This is a genomic window from Paraburkholderia sp. 31.1 (assembly GCF_014397645.1).
Lineage (GTDB): Bacteria > Pseudomonadota > Gammaproteobacteria > Burkholderiales > Burkholderiaceae > Paraburkholderia > Paraburkholderia tuberum.
Genome location: NZ_VZQN01000012.1, coordinates 160966 through 180677, shown reverse-complemented (window position 1 = coordinate 180677; position 19712 = coordinate 160966). Strand labels below are relative to the sequence as shown.

The window sequence follows — 19712 nt, the reverse complement described above, 5'->3', positions numbered from 1 at the left end:
GAGGAGGGGGCCCCGAATCCGGGCAAACCCCGCCTCGCTTGCGACCGAATTCCTTCGACATTCTGATAATTGCAAGCTGACTCGTCGGCAACGCCGGCGACGAGCTTATTGATCAGTGTTTCCCTAGATCACAATATCGGGATGCCCTTATGCTGTGGAGCATTAATTGAAAGAGGATTTCAACGATCTGGTCGGCTTCATGAACGTCGCGCGTGAGCGCAACTTCACGCGGGCGGCCGCGCAACTGGGAGTCTCGCAGTCGGCCTTGAGCCGGACGGTTGCCGGCCTTGAAAAGCGGATGGGCCTTCAGTTACTGATGCGCACTACCCGGAGTGTCTCGTTGACGGAGGCAGGCGAACGGCTACTGGCGGCGATTGCACCGCGTTTTCAGGAAATCGAAGCGGAGGTCGATTCTTTGCGCGCGATGACGAGCCGCCCAGGCGGAACGGTCCGGATCACGACCACCGACTACGCGGCAAACTCGTACGTTTGGCCGCGTCTGCAACCGTTGCTGCGCCAGTATCCGGACCTGAAGATTGAATTGCTCAATGACTACGGGTTAGCCGACATCGTTGCGGATCGGTACGACATCGGCGTGCGGCTAGGCGACCAGGTGGCCAAAGACATGATCGCGGTGCGAATCGCGCCTGACATGACGATGGCAATCGTGGGCTCTCCAGGCTACCTGCAATCGACCGCACCGGCGAAGACGCCGCAGGATCTAACGCTGCACAACTGCATCAATCTTCGATTGCCAACGCGAGATTCACTGCTGCCGTGGGAGCTACGGAAGGGGCGGCGAGAACTGCAGGTGCGGGTCGAAGGGCAGCTCACCTTCAATAGTGTCTACCAGATGATGGACGCAGCGCTTGGCGGGTTTGGGCTCGCGTACGTGCCCAAAGACCTGGCCGAGGTGCATGTCCGGGCCGGGCGCTTGAATTGGGTGCTGGAAGACTGGTTTCCCACGTTCGTCGGACATCACGTCTATTATCCAAGTCGCCGCAAATCATCCCGGGCAGTCGAGCTTGTGGTGGACGCATTGAAGAGCGGTTATCAGCGTCGAGCGCAGTGACCGGCAAATGGCGATCACGACGCAGATTTTTACCACTGCGGTCACGGCGTCAGCCCACCCAGCCTCAGCCGGCGCTGGCCGTCTGCGACGGCTGCCGCATGGGCTGCCCAGCCGTCGCCGCGTGACATGCCTCGATCATCGCGCGGAACGTCGGCGACGCATGCAGTTCTCCGCCCGCATCGAGTTCGACGCTGCCGTCCGGCGCGTCGCCGACGCCGACGCCGACCACCAGCGTCGCGCGTGGCCGCCATTCGCGCGTGCGCCGCAGCATGTTGCGCAGGTACAGCGGCGACTCGGGCGCGTCGAGCGACACGATGCAGATGATCGACGTGTCCTTGAAGCTCGGCTCGTCGGCGCGTGCGCTGCGATAGCCCGAGTGCGTCGCCATCAGCGGCGCGAAGCCCTGGCGGTTCAGCAGTTGCACAGCGATCGCGGTCGTCACTTCGTCGAACGCGCCGCGGCCGGGCACGCACAACACCGCGGCCTTGCCCGCTCCGGCCGACTGTTGCGAGCGCGTGAGCAGATCGCTGCGGTATCGCTCCGTGGCACCCGCGCCCGGCGACGCCAGGTCCGGCGTCCCGGCAAGCAGCGCGTTACCCGCGTCCGCCGGTTCGGCGGGCGACAGCGAATCCCGCAGCCCTTCGGCGATCTCGAGGTTCTCGACGATATCGACGAGCGCGTCGTTGATCCGCTGCAACTGGTCGGGCATCAGCACGCCGCGCTGCGCGTCGTTGCGCGCGAGCCGCAGGCCTTCGAGCGCGACCTTGTCGTAGTAGTCGATCAGCGACATCTCGCGCAGCAGCCGTTCGGCCTGCACGATCGCCTCGTGCGGATCGTCGGCGAGCAGGCGCTGATAGAAGTTCTGCGCGGGCGTCAGCGCGGGCTGATCGCCGAGCAGCACGGTCAGGAAGTTCAGCCGGTCCGCGTAGCGCCCGAGCGTGACGACGCACAGCGTGAGCGGCGTCGACAGCACGAGGCCGATCGGCCCCCACAGCCAGCTCCAGAAAATCGCCGCGACCACCACCGCGAGGGGCGACAGGCCCGAGCGATGACCGTACAGCAGCGGCTCGGCGATCTGCCCGGCGACCACGTCGACGACGATGAACAGGATCAGCGTGAGGACCGCCATCGTCCATTGCGGCTGGATCGCGGCCGCGAGAAAGAATGCGAGGATCGCCGCGATCCAGATGCCGATGTACGGCACGAAGCGCAGCAGCGCGGCGATCACGCCGAACAGCAACGCCCCCGGTACGCCGATGATCGCGAGCCCGATCGCGATGATGCCGCCCGCGCTCAGATTCACGCCGAGCTGCGCGACGAAATAGCGTGACAGGCGCCCGGCGGCGTCGTTGATCGCGGTAGTCGTGCGGTGCAGGTCGCGCGAACCGAACAGGCTGATCAGACGGTCGCGCAAATCCTCGCGCTGCAACAGGATGAAGATGGTCACGACGAGCACGATGAAGGTCGTCTCGATCGGCGCGATGGCGGGCGTCAGCGCGCGCTGCGCGAGTTGCACCGGCGTCGGCGCGGGCTCGTGCACCTCGACCTGTTGCGGCACCTGCGGCGCGTTGCGCGCGGCCCGGCCGGTCGGGCGCGGCGGCGCGGGGCGCGATGGCGCCACGCGCTGCAGCGCGCTGGCAGCGCTGCTCATCAGGGCGTCGGCGCGGCCCACGGTCTTTTCCTGCACGGTTTCGATCTTCTGCTCGATCGCTTCCTGGTACTGCGGAAGCGCGTCCGCGAGCTGCACGAGCTGCGCGCCGATCAGCGCGCCGATCGCGAGCAGCGAGGCGAGAGCGAACAGCACCGCGATGAAGATCGACGGCAACTGGCCCATGTGCAGACGCCGCAGCATCTGCACGAGCGGCGCGAGCAGGAAGCTCAGCAGCACCGACAACGTGATCGGAATCAGTACCTCCCGCCCGAAGTACAGCCCGCACACGACCACCACGCCGGTGATCAGCGACACGAGGCCATGCAGGCCCGGCGTGCCCGGCGGGTAAACGCGGTTGGGCCGCCCCTGCGGCGGCGGTAGCGATATTTTCATGTAAGCAGAATTCCGGTTGGGACGCGTTGACGACAGAGCGGAGCACTGGTCGTCAGCAAGACGGATGCCCGAATTGTAGGTGGTTTGGCGGGAGGGGCTCACGCGTGGCTGCGCGTTGAGTCGCTCGATGCGCTCGAGTCGTCAGCCGACATGCACCCGCAGCATCTCCAGCAACAGCGAACTCACATACAGCAACAAGCCGATAAATCCGCCGACGATCGTCCCATTGATGCGGATGTACTGCAGATCCTTGCCGATATTCATCTCGACCTGGTGCGACATCTCGTGCGCGGGCCAGTTCTTCACCGTATCGCTGATATGGCGCGTGAGGAACCGCGCGAAGTCCGGCGCCATCGCGCGCGCCGCTTCCTCGAGGTGATCGTTCAGCGATTGCCGCAGCGCTGGATCGCGCGCGAGTTCGCGGCCGACCCACGCGCCCATCGCGGCGACACGCGCATGCAGTGCCGAATCGGCGCTTTGCAGATCGCGCTTGAGCCACGCGCGCAGCTCGCCCCACATGTCCTTCACGTAGCTGCCGAAAGCCTCGCCTTCGATCAGATAGCGCTTCAGTGCTTCGCCTTGCTGCAGGAACACGGGATCGGTCTTCAGCCGCACGATCAGCTTCTGCACCGCGTGGTCGAACTTGTCGCGCAGCTCGTGCGTGGGGTTCTGCGCGATCTGTTCGAGCATACGGTTCGCGGCGCTCGCGATCGCCTCCGCCCCCTTGTCGCCGAGCCATACCGACGGCAGAAACTTCTCCATCGTCGGATACTCGCTTTTCACCCAATCGACGATGCGCGCGGCAATGAATTCGCGCGCCGGCGCCTCGCGCAGCACCGCGATCACCTGATCGATCGCGGTGTCGAGCAGTTCCTGATGGCGGCCGTCGCGCGTCAGCGTGTCGAGAATCGCGCCGAGCGATTGCGACAGATCGACCTTCGCGAGCACGTCGCGCAACCCGTCCCTGATGAAGTTCTGAATGCGCGCGTCGTCGGCCACGTCGAGGATGCCGCCGGTGAGCCGCACCACGTAGTCGCCGAGGCGCGCGGAGTTGGCCGATTCGCCGAGCCACGCGGTGATGGTCTGCGCCGGATCATGCCGGCGGATCAGACCGACCAGCGACGGCACATCGAGAAACTTGTCCTGCACGAAGTGCGCGAGGTTGTCGGCGATCTTGTGCTTGTTGCGCGGGATGATCGCGGTGTGCGCGGACACGAGCGGAATCGGCACACGGCGAAACAGCGCCGCGACCGCGAACCAGTCGGCGAGCGCGCCGACCATCGCGGCCTCGGCGACGGCCTTGATGCCGTCGACCCACAGGCCGCGCGGCAGGAATGCGGCGACGACGAAAACGCAGGCGGCCGCGAGCAGCAGCAGTAAAGGCGTGCGCTTGGCCTTCTTCAGTTCGGTGGTCTTGTCCATCGGGCGCGGTTGATCGTGTCGGGCGGGGGCTGGAAAGTCGGCGGGCTCAGCCGGTTCGGTTGCAATGATGCGGTACGGCCCGCGCGCGCGTCCAGCCTGGATACGCGCGCGCAATACGCGCCGGCGCTTCGGCAAGGTAACATTCGCGATTGGGCTCCTCGGCGAAATCAACGCAAGAGGACGCAACGCAATCGCAATGGAGGCATAGTGATCAGGTTTCTGCACACCGCGGACTGGCAGATCGGCACGCAATTCGGTCAGTTCGAACCGGACGAGGCCGCGCATCTCGCCCAGGCGCGCTTCGACACGGTGCGCCGCATCGCCGAAGAAGCGGCCGCGCGCAACGTCGACGCGGTGCTCGTCGCGGGCGACGTGTTCGATCTGCAGACGGTGTCGGACACCGTGATCCGACGTTTGTTCGCCGCGCTGCAAGCGTTTTCCGGAGCGTGGATCATGCTGCCGGGCAATCACGACGCGGCGCTCGTCGAAAGCGTGTGGACCCGCGCGCAGCGGCTCGATTGCGTGCCGCCGAACGTGCGCCTCGTGCTCGAAGCCGGCGTCGTGCTGCTCGACGCGTGCCGTTGCGCGCTGCTGTGCGCGCCGCTCACGCAGCGCATCACCTACGACGACACCACCGCGTTCTTCGATTCCACCGATACTCCGCCCGGCTATCACCGCGTGGGGCTCGCGCATGGCAGCGTCGGCGGCATTCTGCAAGACGGCATCGATTCGTCGAATCCGATCGCGCCGACGCGCGCCGCCAGTGCGCGGCTCGACTATCTGGCGCTCGGCGACTGGCACGGCCATCTGCGCGTCGACGAACGCACATGGTACGCGGGCACGCACGAGCAGGACCGTTTCCGCGCGAACGAGCCGGGCTTCGTGCTCGACGTTACCGTCAGCGATCCCGGCGCGGTGCCGCAGGTCGACGCGGTGCGGGTCGGGCAATACCGGTGGCATCGCTGGGACGAGACGATTTCGGTGCCGACCGATGTCGATGCATTGAAAACCCGCCTCGCCGAACTCGGCGCGAATGACGTGCTGCGCATCGAGGTCGGCGGCACCGCGGCGCTCGCCGATGCCGAGGCGCTGCATGTCGCGGTCGAACAGGCGCGCGCGCGCGTGCGCGCGTTGCGTGCCGATCTGGGCAGTCTGCACGTGCTGCCGACCGCCGACGATCTCGCCGAACTCGGCGCGCAAAGCGGCTATCTCGCGAAGGTGGTGGCGCGGCTGCGCGGTCTGCAGGAAGACGCGCAAGCCGATCCGCAAGAGGCGCGGCGCGCGGCCGAGGCGTTGCTGCTGCTGGCGCGTTTTCAGCGCGACCAGCGGCAACGCGATTCGCAGGCCGCACCACCCGCGCAGACGCGCGAGCGGCAGCAACCTGAAGCGCCGCGTGAAGGAGCCCCCGCATGAAGCTGCAACGTATCGCGATTCAGGAATTCAGGCAGTTCGGCGGGCAGATCGTGATCGACGATCTGCAGCCCGGTCTCAATCTGTTCATCGGCCCGAACGAGGCCGGCAAAAGCACGATTGCCGAGGCGGTGCGCACGGTGTTCCTCGAACGCTACAAGGCGTCGCATCTGAAAGACCTGTTGCCGTGGGGGCTCGCGAGCGGGCAGCCGTCGGTCGAGGTCAGCTTCGAGCTCGATGGTGTGGCGTGCCGTCTGTCGAAGCAGTTCGTGTCGCGTCAGCGTTGCGAGCTGAGGATCGGCCAGGCCGTGTATAGCGAGGACGAAGCCGAAGACAAGCTCGCCGCGCTGCTCGGCTTCTCGCGCGCGGCGCGCGGTCCGATGAAAGCCGAGAACGCCGGCGTGCCGGGTCTGTTGTGGGTGCAGCAAGGCGGCACGCAGGAGATGCGCGATTCGACCGGGCACGCGGCGCAGTATCTGCGCGACGCGCTCACGCAACTGTCGGGCGGCCGCGAAGCGGGCGGCGAGGACGCGCTGATCGCGGCCGTGCAGCGCGAGCTGCGGCAACTGCTGACCGCGCGCACGCAGAAGTCGACCGGGCCGCTCGCCGAGGCGGAGCAGAAGCTCGCTTCGCTGATCGCGAGCCGCGACGAGCTGCAACAGCAGCGCCAGCAGTTCGACGACAACATCGCGCGCCTCGCCGCCCAACAGCAGGCATTCGACGACGCCGAGCGCAGGCGTCCGTGGGAGCTTCACGAGCAGAAGGCCGCGCTCGCGCAGCAACGTGCCGCGGCGGTCGAACAACTCGAACGCGGTCTTGAAGGGCTCGCGCAGTCGCTGAAGATCGGCGAGGCCGAACTCGCGTTGTCGGTGCAGCAGGAGCAGGGCGCGCTCGAACTGGAGGCGGCCATCGCGCGCGAACGCGAGCAGCTCGACGCGGCGCGCGTCGAGGTCGCGGCCGCGCAAACCGCGCATGCGCAGGCGCAAAGCCGTGTGGCGCAATTCGAGCAGGCATCGGCCGAGGCGAACCGCGCGCTCGAACTCGCGAACGCGGCCGTAACCGCCGCCGATCTGCGCAGCCAGGTCGATTTCTATCGGGCGGAGGGCCAGCGGCTCGAAGCGGCGATCGGCGAGGCGGACAAGGCGAACGCGGCGGTGTTGCAGGCCGCGCGAGACGCGGCGGCGCTCGAACTCGACGACGCGCAGTTCAAGCGCCTCGTCGCGCTCGACGGCGAACTGACCGTGTTGCGCGCGCGGACCGAAGCGGCGATGACGCGCATCGAGTACAGCTTGAATGGCGAATTGAGCGTCGGCGATCAGACGATCAGCGGCACGGGCGTGCTGCATGTCGACGATGAAAAGCGCATCGGTCTCGGCAAGCTCGGCGAATTGCGCGTGATTCCGGGCGTGTCCGATCTGTCCGCGCGGTTGTCGGAGCTGGCGTCGCTCGAGGCGAAGCACGCGCAGTTGCTGCGCTCGCTCGGCGTCGCGTCGGTGGGCGATGCGCAGGCGCGTCACGAGCAATGGAAAACGCTGGTCGCGCAACAGAAGAGCCAGGCGAGGATTCTCGAGGTGCACGCGCCGCAAGGCATCGATGCGTTGCGCGCGGCGCTGGCATCGACGGCGGCGCGCTTGCAGGCGTCGAGCGAGCGCCTTGCCAGTCTGCCCGACGTGTCCGCGGCGCCACCGCTCGACGACGCGCGCCGCAACGCCGACATCGCGCGCGACGCGTTGGAGACCGCGCGCAAGGTGCTCGAACAGGCGGCGGGCGCGCAATCCAGCGGCGTTGCGAAGGCCGATTCGCTCACGGCGCAGTTGCAGCGTAAAGAAGCGCAGCTGCACGACGAAGCGTTTCGGCGCAAGCGCGCGCAGTGGCAGGCGCATATCGTCGAGCAACGCGTCAAGGTCGATGCGCTGAAGAACCAGCGCGGCGAGCGCGAGCGCGAACTCGATGCGGCGCGTCTGGACGACCCCGTGGCGGAGGCGAAGCGCTATCGCGCATCGGCGGACCTCGCGCGCAACGAGCAGCACGAGCGTCAACTTCGGATCGCGGAGCTGCGTAGCCAGCTCGAAACGATGGGCGCATCGGGCCTCGGCGAACGGCTTGCCGCGCTCGAAGCCCAGGTCGAGCAGGCCACGCGTCGCAAGGACGAACTGCGCCTGCGCGCGAGCGCGCTGAGTCTGCTCGACGAAGTGCTGGTCGACGAACGCGACGCCGCGCTCGCCCAACTGCGTGCGCCGTTGACCGAGCGGGTCGGTCACTACCTGAAGCGGCTTTTTCCGCAGTCGAGCCTCGCGCTCGGCGACGATCTGATTCCGGCGATGCTCGATCGCGACGGCCGCGCGGAACTGCTCGATGCGCTCAGCTTCGGCACGCGCGAACAGCTCGGCATCCTGACGCGGCTCGCGTATGCGGATCTCTTGCAGGCCTCAGGCCGGCCGACTCTGCTGATGCTCGACGATGCCGCGGTACACACCGATGCCGCGCGCCGCGACGCGCTCAAACGCGCGTTGATCGACGCGGCGACGCGGCATCAGATTCTGGTGTTCACGTGCCATCCGGAGTTGTGGGACGACCTGGGCGTGAGGCAGCGGGCGGTGCAGGATCTGAAGGTGGCGTGAGCGGGGCGGGCCGGTACCACCCGGTACGGTCCGCTTACTCGTACCACCGCGGCGTGTACACCCACTGCGCGCCGTGATGACCGCAAGCGAATCTTCTCGTCAGCGACGACCCGACGATCACCATCGTGCGCATATCCACATCGGCCGAGCGAAGCTCGCCGAGCGTCAGCGTGCACAGCGTGCCGCCGGGCCGGCCGATATCGCGACCCAGCACCACCTGGGTCGATGGCACGCGATACTCCCGCACGATGTCGAGTGCCTTGTCGAGTTGCCACGGACGCGCGCGCGAAATCGGGTTGTAGAACGCCATCACGAGATCGGCTTGCGCCGCATGGCGCAGGCGGGTTTCGATGATCGTCCACGGCTTCAGGTTGTCCGACAGCGACAGCATGCAGAAGTCGTGGCCGAGCGGCGCGCCGGCCTGCGCGGCGGTCGCGAGCGCGGCCGACACGCCCGGCACGATCGATAGTTCGACGGCCGCCCATGCGTCGTTCCGGGAAGCTTCGAGCGTTTCGAGCACGGCGGCCGCCATCGCGAACACGCCGGGGTCGCCCGAGGACACCATCACGACCGAGCGGCCTTCGCTCGCGAGCTCGAACGCGTGCCGCGCGCGCTGCATTTCCTCGCGATTGTCGGTGCCGTGCACGCGCTGACCGGCGCGCAGCGGGCCGGCCATTTTCACGTAGGTGTCGTAGCCGAGGATGTCGGTCGCTTCGTTCAACGCGGTGCGCGCGGCCGGGACCATCAGCTCGGCCCGGCCGGGACCGAGGCCGATCACGCTCAGACGGCCGCGGGCACGGCCGAGCGTCGCGGGGTCGATGGCGAGCGGGGAGAGGGCGAGCGCGACGTTGGGGTGCGCATCGTCGTGCAGCGTTTCGTGGGGGACGCGTAGCGCGGTATGCAGCAACCTTGCGGCACTCGATTCGCCCGGTTCGGCGCTGGCATCGGCGAAGCGCAGCGGCACCTCGAGAAGCCTTGCCGCTTGCGCAAGCGCCGGGTCGGTCATGCTCGTCGATGGCGCGAGCAAGGCCGCAAGCGAAAGCATCGCGAGACCCTGCGCGTTCAGTGCAGCGCGCACGCGCGCGACGATCGCGTCGGCGGCATCGGCATCGTCGCTGGCGACAGCCGCCACCACACTGCGCGGATGAATCACGAGCTCGTCTTCACGCCCATCCCACGCGCGCGGCGTCACGCGAATCGCGAGACGCGCCGACGCCGAGCGCGGCAGTGGTGCGTCGTCGAGCCACGGCGCGTCGCCTTCGATGCGCGTGCTTTCGCCCGCGAGCAGATCCGACACGAAGCGCTTGCCCTGACCCAGGTCGGCGAGCGCATAGCCATCGGGCGGATTGAGCACGCAGGTGCCGAAGCGCAGCTCGCCGCTCGTCGTGATCGCGGGCTGCGCGGCCAACGCCGCGGCGATGTCGCGCGCCATCACGTTGACGCCCGCGAGGCCGCCGAGCAGCGGCACGACCGCGCTGCCGTCCTCGGCGACCGCGAGGACCGGCGGCTCGGCGCCTTTGTTCGACAGCAGCGGCGCGAGGCAGCGAATCACGATGCCGGCCGCGCACAGCGCGACGATCGGCGTGCCGCGCGCATACAGCTCGCGCAGATGCGCGCCGAGTTCGCTGTACGAGACGTCGGCGTCGACGCGCCCCTGCAGCGCATGGACCTGGCAGTCCGTGGCAACGCCGGCCGCGGCATGCGCGCCACGCTCGACATACGACGCCTGAATCCGCCGCGCGGTCGCAAGCGCGCCCGTGCCGAGAATCACGATGGCGGGCGCGTTCATCCTTGCCATTTTTGCCCCGGCACGACCAGCAGTGAGAAATACGGCGACGCCATCGGATCGACTTCCGCGAGCGGCACGATGCGCTGATTTCGCATCGTCGCGCGTTCGACGTACAGCGCGCGCTGCGCGAGTCCGAGTTCGTCGAGCACGCGCCGTACCTTGTCGAAATTGCGGCCGAGTTTCATGATGACCGCCGCGTCGGCGTCGGCCAGACGGCGGCGCAGTTCATCTTCGGGCAGCACGCCCGACAGCACCGACAAGCTTTGGTTGCGATAGACGAGCGGCGTGCCGAGCACCGCCGCGCCGCCGAGCATCGAGCACACGCCGGGCACTACCTCACTGTCGTAGCGCGCCGCGAGCCGGTCGTGCAGATACATGTACGAGCCATAGAAGAACGGATCGCCTTCGCAGATCACCGCGACGTCGCGGCCCGCGTCGAGATGGCCCGCGACGATGTCGGCGGCGGTGTCATAGAAGTCCGCGATGATCGCTTCGTACGACAGCGGCGGTTCGAGTGCTTCGGTGGTGACCGGATAGACGAGCGGCAGATGCTGCTGCGCGTCGTGCAGATGCGCCTCGATGATGCCGAACGCGTTGCCCTTCTTGCCCTTCGCGACGAAATACGCGACCACCGGCGCCGCTTTGAGCAGCCGCAGCGCCTTCAACGTCAGCAATTCCGGGTCACCGGGACCGACGCCGATGCCGTACAGCCGTCCGCGACTCGTTAGCTGGCTCGCCATTTATTCGACCTCCGTCGCAAGCGCGTTGACCGCGGCGGCGGCCATCGCGCTGCCGCCGCGCCGTCCGTGCACGACCACATAGGGGACGCCGCGGCTGTTTTGCGCGAGTGCAGCTTTGGATTCCGCCGCGCCGACGAAGCCGACCGGAAAGCCGAGAATCAGCGCCGGCTTCTGCGCGCCGGCATCGAGCATGTCGAGCAGATGAAACAGCGCGGTCGGCGCATTGCCGATCACGACGACGCTGCCCGCCAGATGCGGGCGCCACAATTCGAGCGCGGCGGCCGAGCGCGTGTTGCCGATTTCGCGCGCGAGCGCGGGCACGTCCGGGTGCGTGAGCGTGCAGATCACTTCGTTGTTCGCGGCCAGCCGCGCGCGCGTGATGCCTTGCGCGACCATGCCCGCATCGCACAGGATCGGCGCGCCTTGCGCGAGCGCGCGGCGGCCCGCGCTGCCGGCGCCGTCGCAGAACGCGAGGTCGTCGATCACGTCGACCATGCCGCACGCGTGGATCACGCGCACCGCGAGCTTTTCGAGGTCGGCGGGGATGCGCGCGAGGTCGGCCTCCGCGCGGATCGTCGCGAACGATTGGCGATAGATCTCCTGACCGTCGCGAATGTAATCAAGCATGTGGAGTACTCCGGGCGAGGCGCGCGAGCAGCGCGGCGGCCTCGTCGATCGTCAGTTGGGGCGCGACGCATTGGCCGAAGCCGGGGCGGCCGTCGCGTCGATAAAGGTCGTAGAGGCCGGGCGCGGCGGCGAGCAGCGTGTAGGGCGCGCGATGGGCGGCCGCGCAGGAGCGCGGACAGCCGGTCAGATGCACGTCGACGCCGGCGGGTAAGCGCTCGGCGAGTTGTAGCGCGTCGGTCTTGGTGTCGGCGAGGCCCTTCGCGCAGCCGGCCGAACCGGTGCAGGCGATCACGTGCGTGATGGCCTGCGCGGGATCGCACGCGAGACCGAGTGCGATCAGCTTCGCGAGCACGGCGGGCACCGCCGTCGTCGCGATGTCGGGCAGCAGCACGCTTTGCCATGGCGTCGCGTGCAACCTGCCGTTGCCGTGTTTTTGCGCGAGCGCAGCCAGGGCGCGCAGCGTGGCCGCATCGATCCGGCCGAGCGGTGGATGGCCGCCGACATGCGAGCTGCCATCGCCGCGCTGCGCGTGCGCGCCGAGCCGCAGCGATGGGTCGGCGGCGATGTGTCGTTGCCAGTGGCTCAGCGATGCGTCGCGCGCGAGCGGGAAATCGACGTAGCGCTGCGCGTGCCGCAGGAGCGCGTCGGCGCAATGCGTGGCGAGCAGGTCGCGCATGCGGGTCGCGTCGGCTGCGGCGAGGTCGAGGAACGTGTGCAGCAACGCGCGCAGGAGCGCGGGCACGCGCGACGCCGGCACCGCCGCGAGCGCGCCCGTGCCGTTGGAATCGCGATGGTCGCGCGGGTTCGAGTTCTCGCCTGCCGGAGCCGGGCACCCCGCGAGGCCGAACACGAAGCGCACGCCTTCTTCGTCAGCCGACGCCGCGAGCCACACGTCATGCGGATGATCGACCCGCGCAAGCTGTTCGCCGCCGTCGAGCAGCAGCGCGAATTTCGGCGACAACGCTACCAAGCGCGCATCGCCTTGCAGCAGCGTCAGCAGTTCTCCGCACAGCGGCGTCGTGTCGATCAGCGCGTGCGGATCGCGGCCGGCGGCGGGGCTGATCATCACGTTGCGGACGTCGTCGGCGGAACTGAGCGCGCCGGCCGGTCCAAGCCCCGCGCCGATCAGCGCCGCGCTCAACGCCGCTTCGTGTCCGTTACGCACGCCGCGCAGTTGCAGATTCGCGCGATTGGTCAGCTCGGCGACGCCGTTCGCGTGCCGCGTGCTGGCATCGGCGATCGCGCGTGCCTGCGCCGCGCTCAGCACGCCGCCGGGCAGTTTGATGCGGCAGATGCCGCCGTCGCGCGCGGGGACGATGCGCAGCAACCCCGGACATGCCGGGGACCGCGGTGTCGTGACCGCGTGGGACGAAACGGTGGGAGGCGAAGCTCGATTCAAAGGGGCACCGGGTTTAGCGTCGCGCGACGGCATGGCTGCGGCCTCGCTGCATGCTGCCCGACGAGGGCCGGCGTGAACTGTGCGGCCGAAAGGCGCTTCGGGCTGACCGTGGGCAATGAAAGCGGCCATTATATCTTTACGCTGTGGCCGCAGCGCCTGTATGCCGGCCATCGCGCGATGCCGGTGATCCCGGCAGCATGGCGCTCCGCCGCGAAGCCGCGGGCCGCATGGCGGCGGTATCATGCGGACTTTCGCAACCGGCGCTCCGAGCCTGCGCAAAGCCGCATGCGTGAGCCGGTGCAATCGCTAAAGAATCGACGCAACCGATGAGGATGGATGCATGCCGGCATGGCTGACCGTAGTGGGCATTGGCGACGACGGCTTCGCCGGTTTGGGGCGGCCCGCGCGGCGTGCGTTGCTGGGCGCGTCGGTCGTGTACGGCGGCGAGCGCCATCTGGCGATGCTGCCCGCGCGGCTCGCCGCGCGCCGTGCCGCGTGGCCGCGTCCGTTCGATCTCGCGCCGTTGCTCGCCGAGCGTCCGCACGCGGTGTGCGTGCTCGCGAGCGGCGACCCGATGCTGTTCGGCGTCGGCGCGACGCTCGCGCGGCAGTTGCCGGCCGGCGAGTTGCGCGTGCTGCCGGCGCCGTCGTCGTTGTCGCTCGCGGCCGCGCGGCTCGGCTGGCCGTTGCAGGATGTCGCGACCGTCTCGCTGGTCGGCCGACCGCTTGCCGCGCTGAATGCGCATCTGCGTGACGGCGCGCGCCTGTTCGTGCTGAGCGCGGACGGGCACACGCCCGCGGCACTGGCGGCCTCGCTCGATGCGCGCGGTTTCGGCGCGACTGCCATGACCGTGCTCGAACATCTGGGCGGTGCACGCGAACGGCGTGTCGATGGCCGCGCGGGTCAATGGCCGGCCGGCGAGATGGCCGCGCTCAATCTGATCGGGCTCGAGTGCCGCGCGTCGGCGCATGCGCCGCGTCTGCCGCTGACCTGCGGTTTGCCCGACGACGCCTTTATCCACGACGGCCAGTTGACCAAGCGCGACGTGCGCGTCATCACGCTCGCGCGCCTCGCGCCCGCGCCCGGCGAGTTGCTGTGGGACGTCGGCGCGGGCAGCGGTTCGATCGGAATCGAATGGATGCGCGCGCATCCCACGTGTCGCGCGATCGCGATCGAAGCGAACGAAGCGCGGCAGCGCTTCATCGAACAGAATCGCGATGCTTTGGGCGTGCCCGGGCTGCAACTCGTGGCCGGCCGCGCGCCTGACGCGTTGCGGGGACTGCCGGCGCCGCACGCGGTGTTCATCGGCGGTGGGGTGACCGAGCCTGACGTGCTCGACACCTGTTGGACACAACTGCGCGACGGCGGCCGGCTCGTCGCGAACGCGGTGACGCTGCAAGGCGAGGCGGTGCTCGCCGCATGGCGCGAGCGGCATGGCGGTACGCTGACGCGCATCGGGCTCGCTCACGCGCAACCGCTCGGCGGCTTCGATACGTGGCGCCAGGCGTTGCCGATCACACTGCTCGACGCGACCAAACCCGCCAAACCATCGGCCGATTCGTGATGCGCGACGAGACTCCCGAGCAGCCGGCGCCGCTGCGCAGCGGCTATACGACCGGCAGTTGCGCGACCGCGACCTCGCTTGCGGCCGCTCGTCTACTGCTGGCGGGCGAGTTCAGCGAGGTCGCGGAGATCGTGTTGCCGAAGGGCCAGCATGTGCCGATGCGGCTCACGTTCTGCCGCCTTGCCGCGACGGACGGCGAGCGGATCGCCGAAGCCGGCACGATCAAGGACGCCGGCGACGATCCCGACGTGACCCACGGCGCGCTCGTGTTCGCGCGCGTGCGACTTGTGCCCGAGCGCGGTGTGATCTTTCGCGCGGGGCCGGGCGTCGGCACGGTCACACGCGCGGGGCTTACATTGCCGGTCGGCGAACCGGCGATCAATCCGGTCCCGCGCCAGATGATCACGCAGCACCTCGACGAACTCGCCGCGCGCCATGCGTATCGCGGCGGCTTCGAAGTGACGGTCGGCGTCGAAGGCGGCGAAGCGCTCGCGCTGAAAACGATGAACCCGCGACTCGGGATTGTCGGTGGACTGTCGATCCTCGGCACCACCGGCATCGTGCGGCCGTTTTCGTGCTCGGCATACATCGCGTCGATCCACCAGGGCATCGACGTCGCGCGCGCGAACGGCTATACGCATGTGGCCGCCTGCACCGGCAACGCGAGCGAGGACGCGATGCGCGCGCACTACGGCCTGCCCGATATCGCGCTGATCGAAATGGGCGATTTTGTCGGCGCGGTGCTCAAGCATGTGAAGCGCGCGCCGGTCGAGCGACTGAGTATTTGCGGCGGCTTCGGCAAGCTCAGCAAGCTCGCGGCCGGCCATCTCGATCTGCATAGCCGCAACTCCAGCATCGATCTCGAACAACTCGCCGGCTGGGCTGCCGCGCATGGCGCCGACGCCGTGCTGCAAGCGGCGATGCGCGCGGCCAACACGAGCCAGCAGGCGCTCGCGCTTGCTCACGCGCGGCAGGTGCCGCTCGGCGATATCGTCTGTCAGCACGCGTTGGCCGTTGCTCGCGATATCGTGCCGCCGCAGGTCAGCGTCGAAATCTTCGCGATCGACCGGCAGGGCAACATCGTCGGAGTCGCGCGATGACGCGCATCCTGCTGCTCGGCGGCACCGGCGACGCGCTGAAGATCGCGCGCCAACTCGGTCCCGCGCATGTGTACAGTCTTGCGGGACTCGGCAAGGTCCCCGACGACTTGAAGTGCGCGGTGCGCGTCGGCGGTTTCGGCGGCAGCGCGGGTCTGGCGCGTTACCTCGCGAGCGAAGCGATCGGCCTCGTGATCGACGCGACGCATCCGTACGCGGCGCGGATCAGCGCGAATGCCGTAGACGCGTGCCGCGTGGCGAAGGTGCCGTGCTGGGCGCTGCGGCGTCCAGCGTGGCAGCCGCAAGCCGGCGACGACTGGCGCATGGTCGATGACTGGAACGAACTGATCGACACGCTCGCGCCGTTCAGGCGGCCGCTTTTCACGCTCGGTCGCGAACCGCTCGCGCATCTCGACGAGATTGCGCCGCATCAATTCTGGACCGTGCGCGTGCTCGATTCGCATCCGGACACGGCGCGCTCGCGCGTCCTCGCGGCGCGCGGACCGTTCACGCTCGACGGCGAACGCGCGCTGTTCGCGCTGCAGGCGTTCGACGTCGTCGTCAGCAAGAACAGCGGCGGCGCCGCGACCGAGGCGAAGCTCGAGGTCGCGCGCGACCGCGGCTTGCCGGTGATCATGCTGGGACGGCCGGTGTTGCCCGAGGTCGATCGCGAGTTCGCCGGCGTAGCCGATCTTCTCGATGCGTTGCCCGCGCAGGCGAATGCGGATTCGGGTAAGTGAGCAAATAATTGGAGTACTGAATGACAGTGTTTTTTATCGGCGCGGGTCCGGGCGACCCGGAACTGATCACGGTCAAAGGGCAGCGTCTCGTGCGCAGTTGTCCGGTGATCCTGTATGCGGGGTCGCTGGTGCCGGCCGCGGTGCTCGAAGGTCATAGCGCGCAACAGGTGATCAACACCGCGGAGCTCGATCTCGACCGGATCGTCGCGCTGCTCGCGGCGGCGCACGCGAAGGGCCAGCATGTCGCGCGCGTGCATTCGGGCGATCCGTCGCTGTACGGTGCTATCGGCGAGCAGATCCGCCGTTTGCGCGAGCTGGCCATTCCTTACGAAATCGTGCCCGGCGTGACCGCGACGGCCGCATGCGCGGCGGCGCTCGGCTGTGAGTTGACGCTGCCCGGCGTGTCGCAGACGCTGATCCTCACGCGCTACGCGAGCAAAACGTCGATGCCCGAAGGCGAGCAGTTGGGCGATCTCGCGCGGCATCGCGCGACGCTGGCGATTCACCTCGGCGTGCGGCATCTCGCGCGCATCGTCGATGAGTTGCGGCCGCATTACGGCGGCGCGTGTCCGATCGCGGTGATCTATCGCGCGAGTTGGCCCGACGAGGAAAAGATCACTGGCACGCTCGACGATATCGTCGCGAAGGTGCAGGGCAGCGCGATCGAGCGCACCGCGCTGATTCTGGTCGGCCAGGTGCTGGCCGCCGAAGGGTTCGCCGATTCGACGCTGTATGCGAAGGGCAGTTGACGGCGCCGTGAAAGCCGTTCCGGCGTCAGGAAGCCGCTTGGGTTGTCGATCATAATGTGACGCAGCGCGCGAGCCTGGCCGCCCGTCTGCTGGCAAAACGCGAATCGCGAAAACGCGAAAATCCGCAAGTTCTGCACCGCATCGCGGGCTTCATGCCGCAAGCGACGGTCACGATGGTGCCGGGCGCCTCGCACTATACGTTCATGGATGTGTGCGAGCCCGAGGCGATGGAGCGTCTGGCGCCGATCTGCAAGGACGGACAGGGTGTGGATCGCGCCGCGATTCATGCGCGAACCGCGGCACAGGTGCGTGATTTCTTCGCGGCGACGCTGCCGGCGGGCGGCCCGTAGCGCTCGCGAACGCACGTGGTTCGCGACGCCGCGCGACTCAGTCCTCGAGCGGCGACAAGGCCTTGAGTGGTGCCGGCTGGTCGTCGCCGAATCGGATCGTTGGGACCAGCGCGAGCAGCGCGACCACGAATAGCGCGATCACGAACATCGACACGAAGGTCAGATGCAGCGACTGGTGCAGCACGAGCCGGACCAGATCGCTGTCGCCGAGATCGGCGGCGCGGTTCTGCAGCAGCGCCTTCAACTGATCCGACGTGACCGTCGCGACGCCCTGCGAATGACTGAGCCCGAAGTTCAGCACCGCGCCGAACAGCGTCGCGCCGAGCGTGCTGCCGAGATTGCGCGAAAACAGGTTCGACGCGGTCGCGCTGCCGCGTTCGTCCATCCTGACGATCTCCTGGATCAGCACGAGCGAACTGACGCTCGACGTCCCCATGCCAAAGCCCATGATCAGCGACGCGAACCCGGCGACGAGCGGCGACGCGCCCGGCGACAGCAAGAGCAGCAGCACCGCGCCGAGCGGCACGAACGCGCTGCCGCAGATCAGGATGCGCCGCAAACCGAGCCGGTGAAACGACTTCGCCGCGAACGTCGCGCCGGTGGGCCAGCCGACCATCATCATCGTCAGCGCGAGGCCGGCCACCACGGGCGAACGATGCAGCACGCCCTGCACGTACATCGGCAGGAACGTGGTCGCGCCCATCAGGATCATGCCGGCCAGCACCGTCGCGCCGTTGCATGCGGCGATCGGGCGGCGGCTCCATAGCGCGAACGAGATCATCGGTTCGGCCGCGCGACGCTCCTGCCGCACGAACAGCAGCACGCACAGCACGAAGACGCCGCCTGCGAACGAGGCTCGCGCCAACGCGTCGTCGCCGGCGTAGGTCAGCGTCATCATCAGCGCTGCGATCGCGGCCATGAACAGCGCGGCGCCGGCGAAGTCGATGGACGGCCGCGCGTGCCGTTCCGATTCGCGCAGGAACGCGATGAAGCCCGCCGCCGACGCGAGCCCGATCGGCACGTTCATCCAGAAGATCCACGCCCACGACAGGTTGCGAATGATGAAGCCGCCGACCATCGGACCCACGACCGCCGAAATCGCCCACACGCTCGCGAGATAACCCTGCACCTTGCCGCGTTCGCGCGCCGGGTACAGATCGGCGACGACGGTCAGCGTGACCGGCTGGATCGCGCCCGCGCCGATCCCCTGGATCAGGCGGAACACGATCATCGCCGGCATCGACCACGCGAAGCCGGCGAGCACCGAGCCGACGAGAAAGATCGCGATGCCCGCGAGGATCACGGGCTTGCGCCCATAGAGGTCGGCGAGCTTGCCGAACACCACGGTCATCGCGGTCTGCGTGAGCAGGAACGATGAGAACACCCAACTGTATAAATGCAGGTCGCCGAGTTGCGAGACGATCTGCGGCATCGCGGTCGACACGATGGTCGCTTCGATCGCGACCATCGCCATCGAGGCCATCACGGCGGCGATCACGAGCGGGCGTGAAGATTGAGTATTGCGGGACATGAAGGGCGTAGTATCGATATGTTGAATGCGTCGACGGCCCGGAGGAGGCCTTGCTGCGACGCATCGGCGCGGCCGCGCGTGGCGGCCGGTCAGGAGTATGCACCTTGCGGAGAATGCGCGCTCGCGCCCGGGCAGCCGGCGAGCCGGCCGGATTGGGCACGACCGTTGCGTATTCGGATTTCCCTTTGACACACGGAGGACAATCATGAGGATCGAATTCACCGGACGCCGGGAAGTGGTGGCTGCTGCGCGCGTCGCCTACGAGGCCAATGTGGACGGGAAGGACGTATGGTGCAGCGTGTCGCTCGACGCGCTCAATGACCATTTCGGCAATGGCAGCCTCGGCAACGGCGCCCCGTCTGCTCACGATCTGGTGGGAGCGTTCGAGGCGAACCGCGCCCGCATTGAAAATGCTACGCGGCGGGTGCTCGAACGCAACGGGGGACGGTCCGTGGAGCTCGAGACGCGCGACTTCGATTGAGCGACCCGCTTGCTTGTATCGGGTCAAGCGATTCGTGCCGCGGTGGAAAGGACTCTTCCAGCGCGGTGACTATATC

Annotated in this window: 16 protein-coding genes; 9 read left to right on the top strand and 7 right to left on the bottom strand. The window is 68.1% G+C overall.

What is annotated here, in order from left to right; translation table 11 throughout:
- The first annotated feature begins 166 nt into the window (after positions 1-166).
- Positions 167-1072, top strand: coding sequence for a LysR family transcriptional regulator (locus F6X37_RS11910; protein ID WP_187611430.1), 906 nt, complete (start codon positions 167-169; stop codon positions 1070-1072).
- Between the two features lie 64 nt (positions 1073-1136).
- On the opposite strand, the gene F6X37_RS11905 is transcribed toward F6X37_RS11910, so the two are convergent.
- Together F6X37_RS11905 and F6X37_RS11900 are read right to left on the bottom strand one after the other, a co-directional pair.
- On the bottom strand, positions 1137-3116 hold the full coding sequence (locus F6X37_RS11905) for an AI-2E family transporter (protein ID WP_187611429.1): 1980 nt from the start codon (positions 3114-3116) through the stop codon (positions 1137-1139).
- Positions 3117-3257: 141 nt separating this feature from the next.
- Entirely contained in the window at positions 3258-4538 is a 1281-nt protein-coding gene (locus tag F6X37_RS11900; RefSeq protein ID WP_187611428.1) for a DUF445 domain-containing protein, read from the bottom strand.
- Positions 4539-4745: 207 nt separating this feature from the next.
- Between F6X37_RS11900 and F6X37_RS11895 the strand changes: the two genes are divergently transcribed.
- Together F6X37_RS11895 and F6X37_RS11890 are read left to right on the top strand one after the other, a co-directional pair.
- Positions 4746-5951 carry an exonuclease SbcCD subunit D gene (locus F6X37_RS11895; RefSeq protein WP_184047103.1) on the top strand — a complete coding sequence of 402 codons (1206 nt, stop codon included), beginning with the start codon at positions 4746-4748 and terminating at the stop codon, positions 5949-5951.
- Positions 5948-8569, top strand: coding sequence for an AAA family ATPase (locus tag F6X37_RS11890; RefSeq protein ID WP_187611427.1), 2622 nt, complete (start codon positions 5948-5950; stop codon positions 8567-8569). The genes F6X37_RS11895 and F6X37_RS11890 overlap by 4 nt, the downstream gene beginning before the upstream one ends.
- A gap of 34 nt (positions 8570-8603) precedes the next feature.
- Here F6X37_RS11890 and cobJ read toward each other — a convergent pair whose 3' ends face one another.
- From cobJ to cobG, 4 genes are read right to left on the bottom strand one after another with little or no spacing between them, the layout of a single operon-like run.
- Positions 8604-10358 (bottom strand): precorrin-3B C(17)-methyltransferase, encoded by a 1755-nt coding sequence (gene cobJ, locus F6X37_RS11885; RefSeq protein WP_187611436.1) that lies wholly within the window; start codon positions 10356-10358, stop codon positions 8604-8606.
- Positions 10355-11098: a precorrin-2 C(20)-methyltransferase gene (locus F6X37_RS11880; protein ID WP_187611426.1), complete on the bottom strand. Its 744-nt coding sequence runs from the start codon at positions 11096-11098 to the stop codon at positions 10355-10357. The genes cobJ and F6X37_RS11880 overlap by 4 nt, the downstream gene beginning before the upstream one ends.
- Positions 11099-11725, bottom strand: coding sequence for a precorrin-8X methylmutase (locus F6X37_RS11875; protein WP_187611425.1), 627 nt, complete (start codon positions 11723-11725; stop codon positions 11099-11101). It abuts the gene before it with no gap.
- On the bottom strand, positions 11718-13157 hold the full coding sequence (gene cobG / locus F6X37_RS11870) for a precorrin-3B synthase (protein ID WP_187611424.1): 1440 nt from the start codon (positions 13155-13157) through the stop codon (positions 11718-11720). Before cobG ends, F6X37_RS11875 begins: the two co-directional genes overlap by 8 nt.
- A gap of 307 nt (positions 13158-13464) precedes the next feature.
- Between cobG and cbiE the strand changes: the two genes are divergently transcribed.
- The 5 genes from cbiE to F6X37_RS11845 all read left to right on the top strand — a co-directional run bounded on the left by cbiE (position 13465) and on the right by F6X37_RS11845 (position 17624).
- Positions 13465-14688, top strand: a complete 1224-nt coding sequence (gene cbiE / locus F6X37_RS11865; protein ID WP_187611423.1) for a precorrin-6y C5,15-methyltransferase (decarboxylating) subunit CbiE — start codon at positions 13465-13467, stop codon at positions 14686-14688.
- Positions 14688-15788 carry a cobalt-precorrin-5B (C(1))-methyltransferase gene (locus tag F6X37_RS11860; protein WP_187611422.1) on the top strand — a complete coding sequence of 367 codons (1101 nt, stop codon included), beginning with the start codon at positions 14688-14690 and terminating at the stop codon, positions 15786-15788. The genes cbiE and F6X37_RS11860 overlap by 1 nt, the downstream gene beginning before the upstream one ends.
- The gene (locus F6X37_RS11855; protein WP_187611421.1) at positions 15785-16525 is read left to right on the top strand and encodes a cobalt-precorrin-6A reductase; all 741 of its coding nucleotides are present in this window, start codon (positions 15785-15787) and stop codon (positions 16523-16525) included. Before F6X37_RS11860 ends, F6X37_RS11855 begins: the two co-directional genes overlap by 4 nt.
- Positions 16526-16545: 20 nt before the next feature.
- Entirely contained in the window at positions 16546-17274 is a 729-nt protein-coding gene (cobM, locus tag F6X37_RS11850) for a precorrin-4 C(11)-methyltransferase (protein ID WP_187611420.1), read from the top strand.
- Between the two features lie 152 nt (positions 17275-17426).
- Entirely contained in the window at positions 17427-17624 is a 198-nt protein-coding gene (locus F6X37_RS11845; RefSeq protein ID WP_262419865.1) for a hypothetical protein, read from the top strand.
- 37 nt (positions 17625-17661) lie between these two features.
- Here the strand turns inward: F6X37_RS11845 and F6X37_RS11840 are convergent, their stop codons facing one another.
- Positions 17662-19362 (bottom strand): MDR family MFS transporter, encoded by a 1701-nt coding sequence (locus F6X37_RS11840; RefSeq protein WP_262419864.1) that lies wholly within the window; start codon positions 19360-19362, stop codon positions 17662-17664.
- Here F6X37_RS11840 and F6X37_RS11835 point away from each other — a divergent pair.
- The gene (locus tag F6X37_RS11835; RefSeq protein ID WP_008923225.1) at positions 19361-19636 is read left to right on the top strand and encodes a DUF1488 domain-containing protein; all 276 of its coding nucleotides are present in this window, start codon (positions 19361-19363) and stop codon (positions 19634-19636) included. The two genes, F6X37_RS11840 and F6X37_RS11835, sit on opposite strands and share 2 nt — an antisense overlap.
- Positions 19637-19712 lie beyond the last annotated feature (76 nt).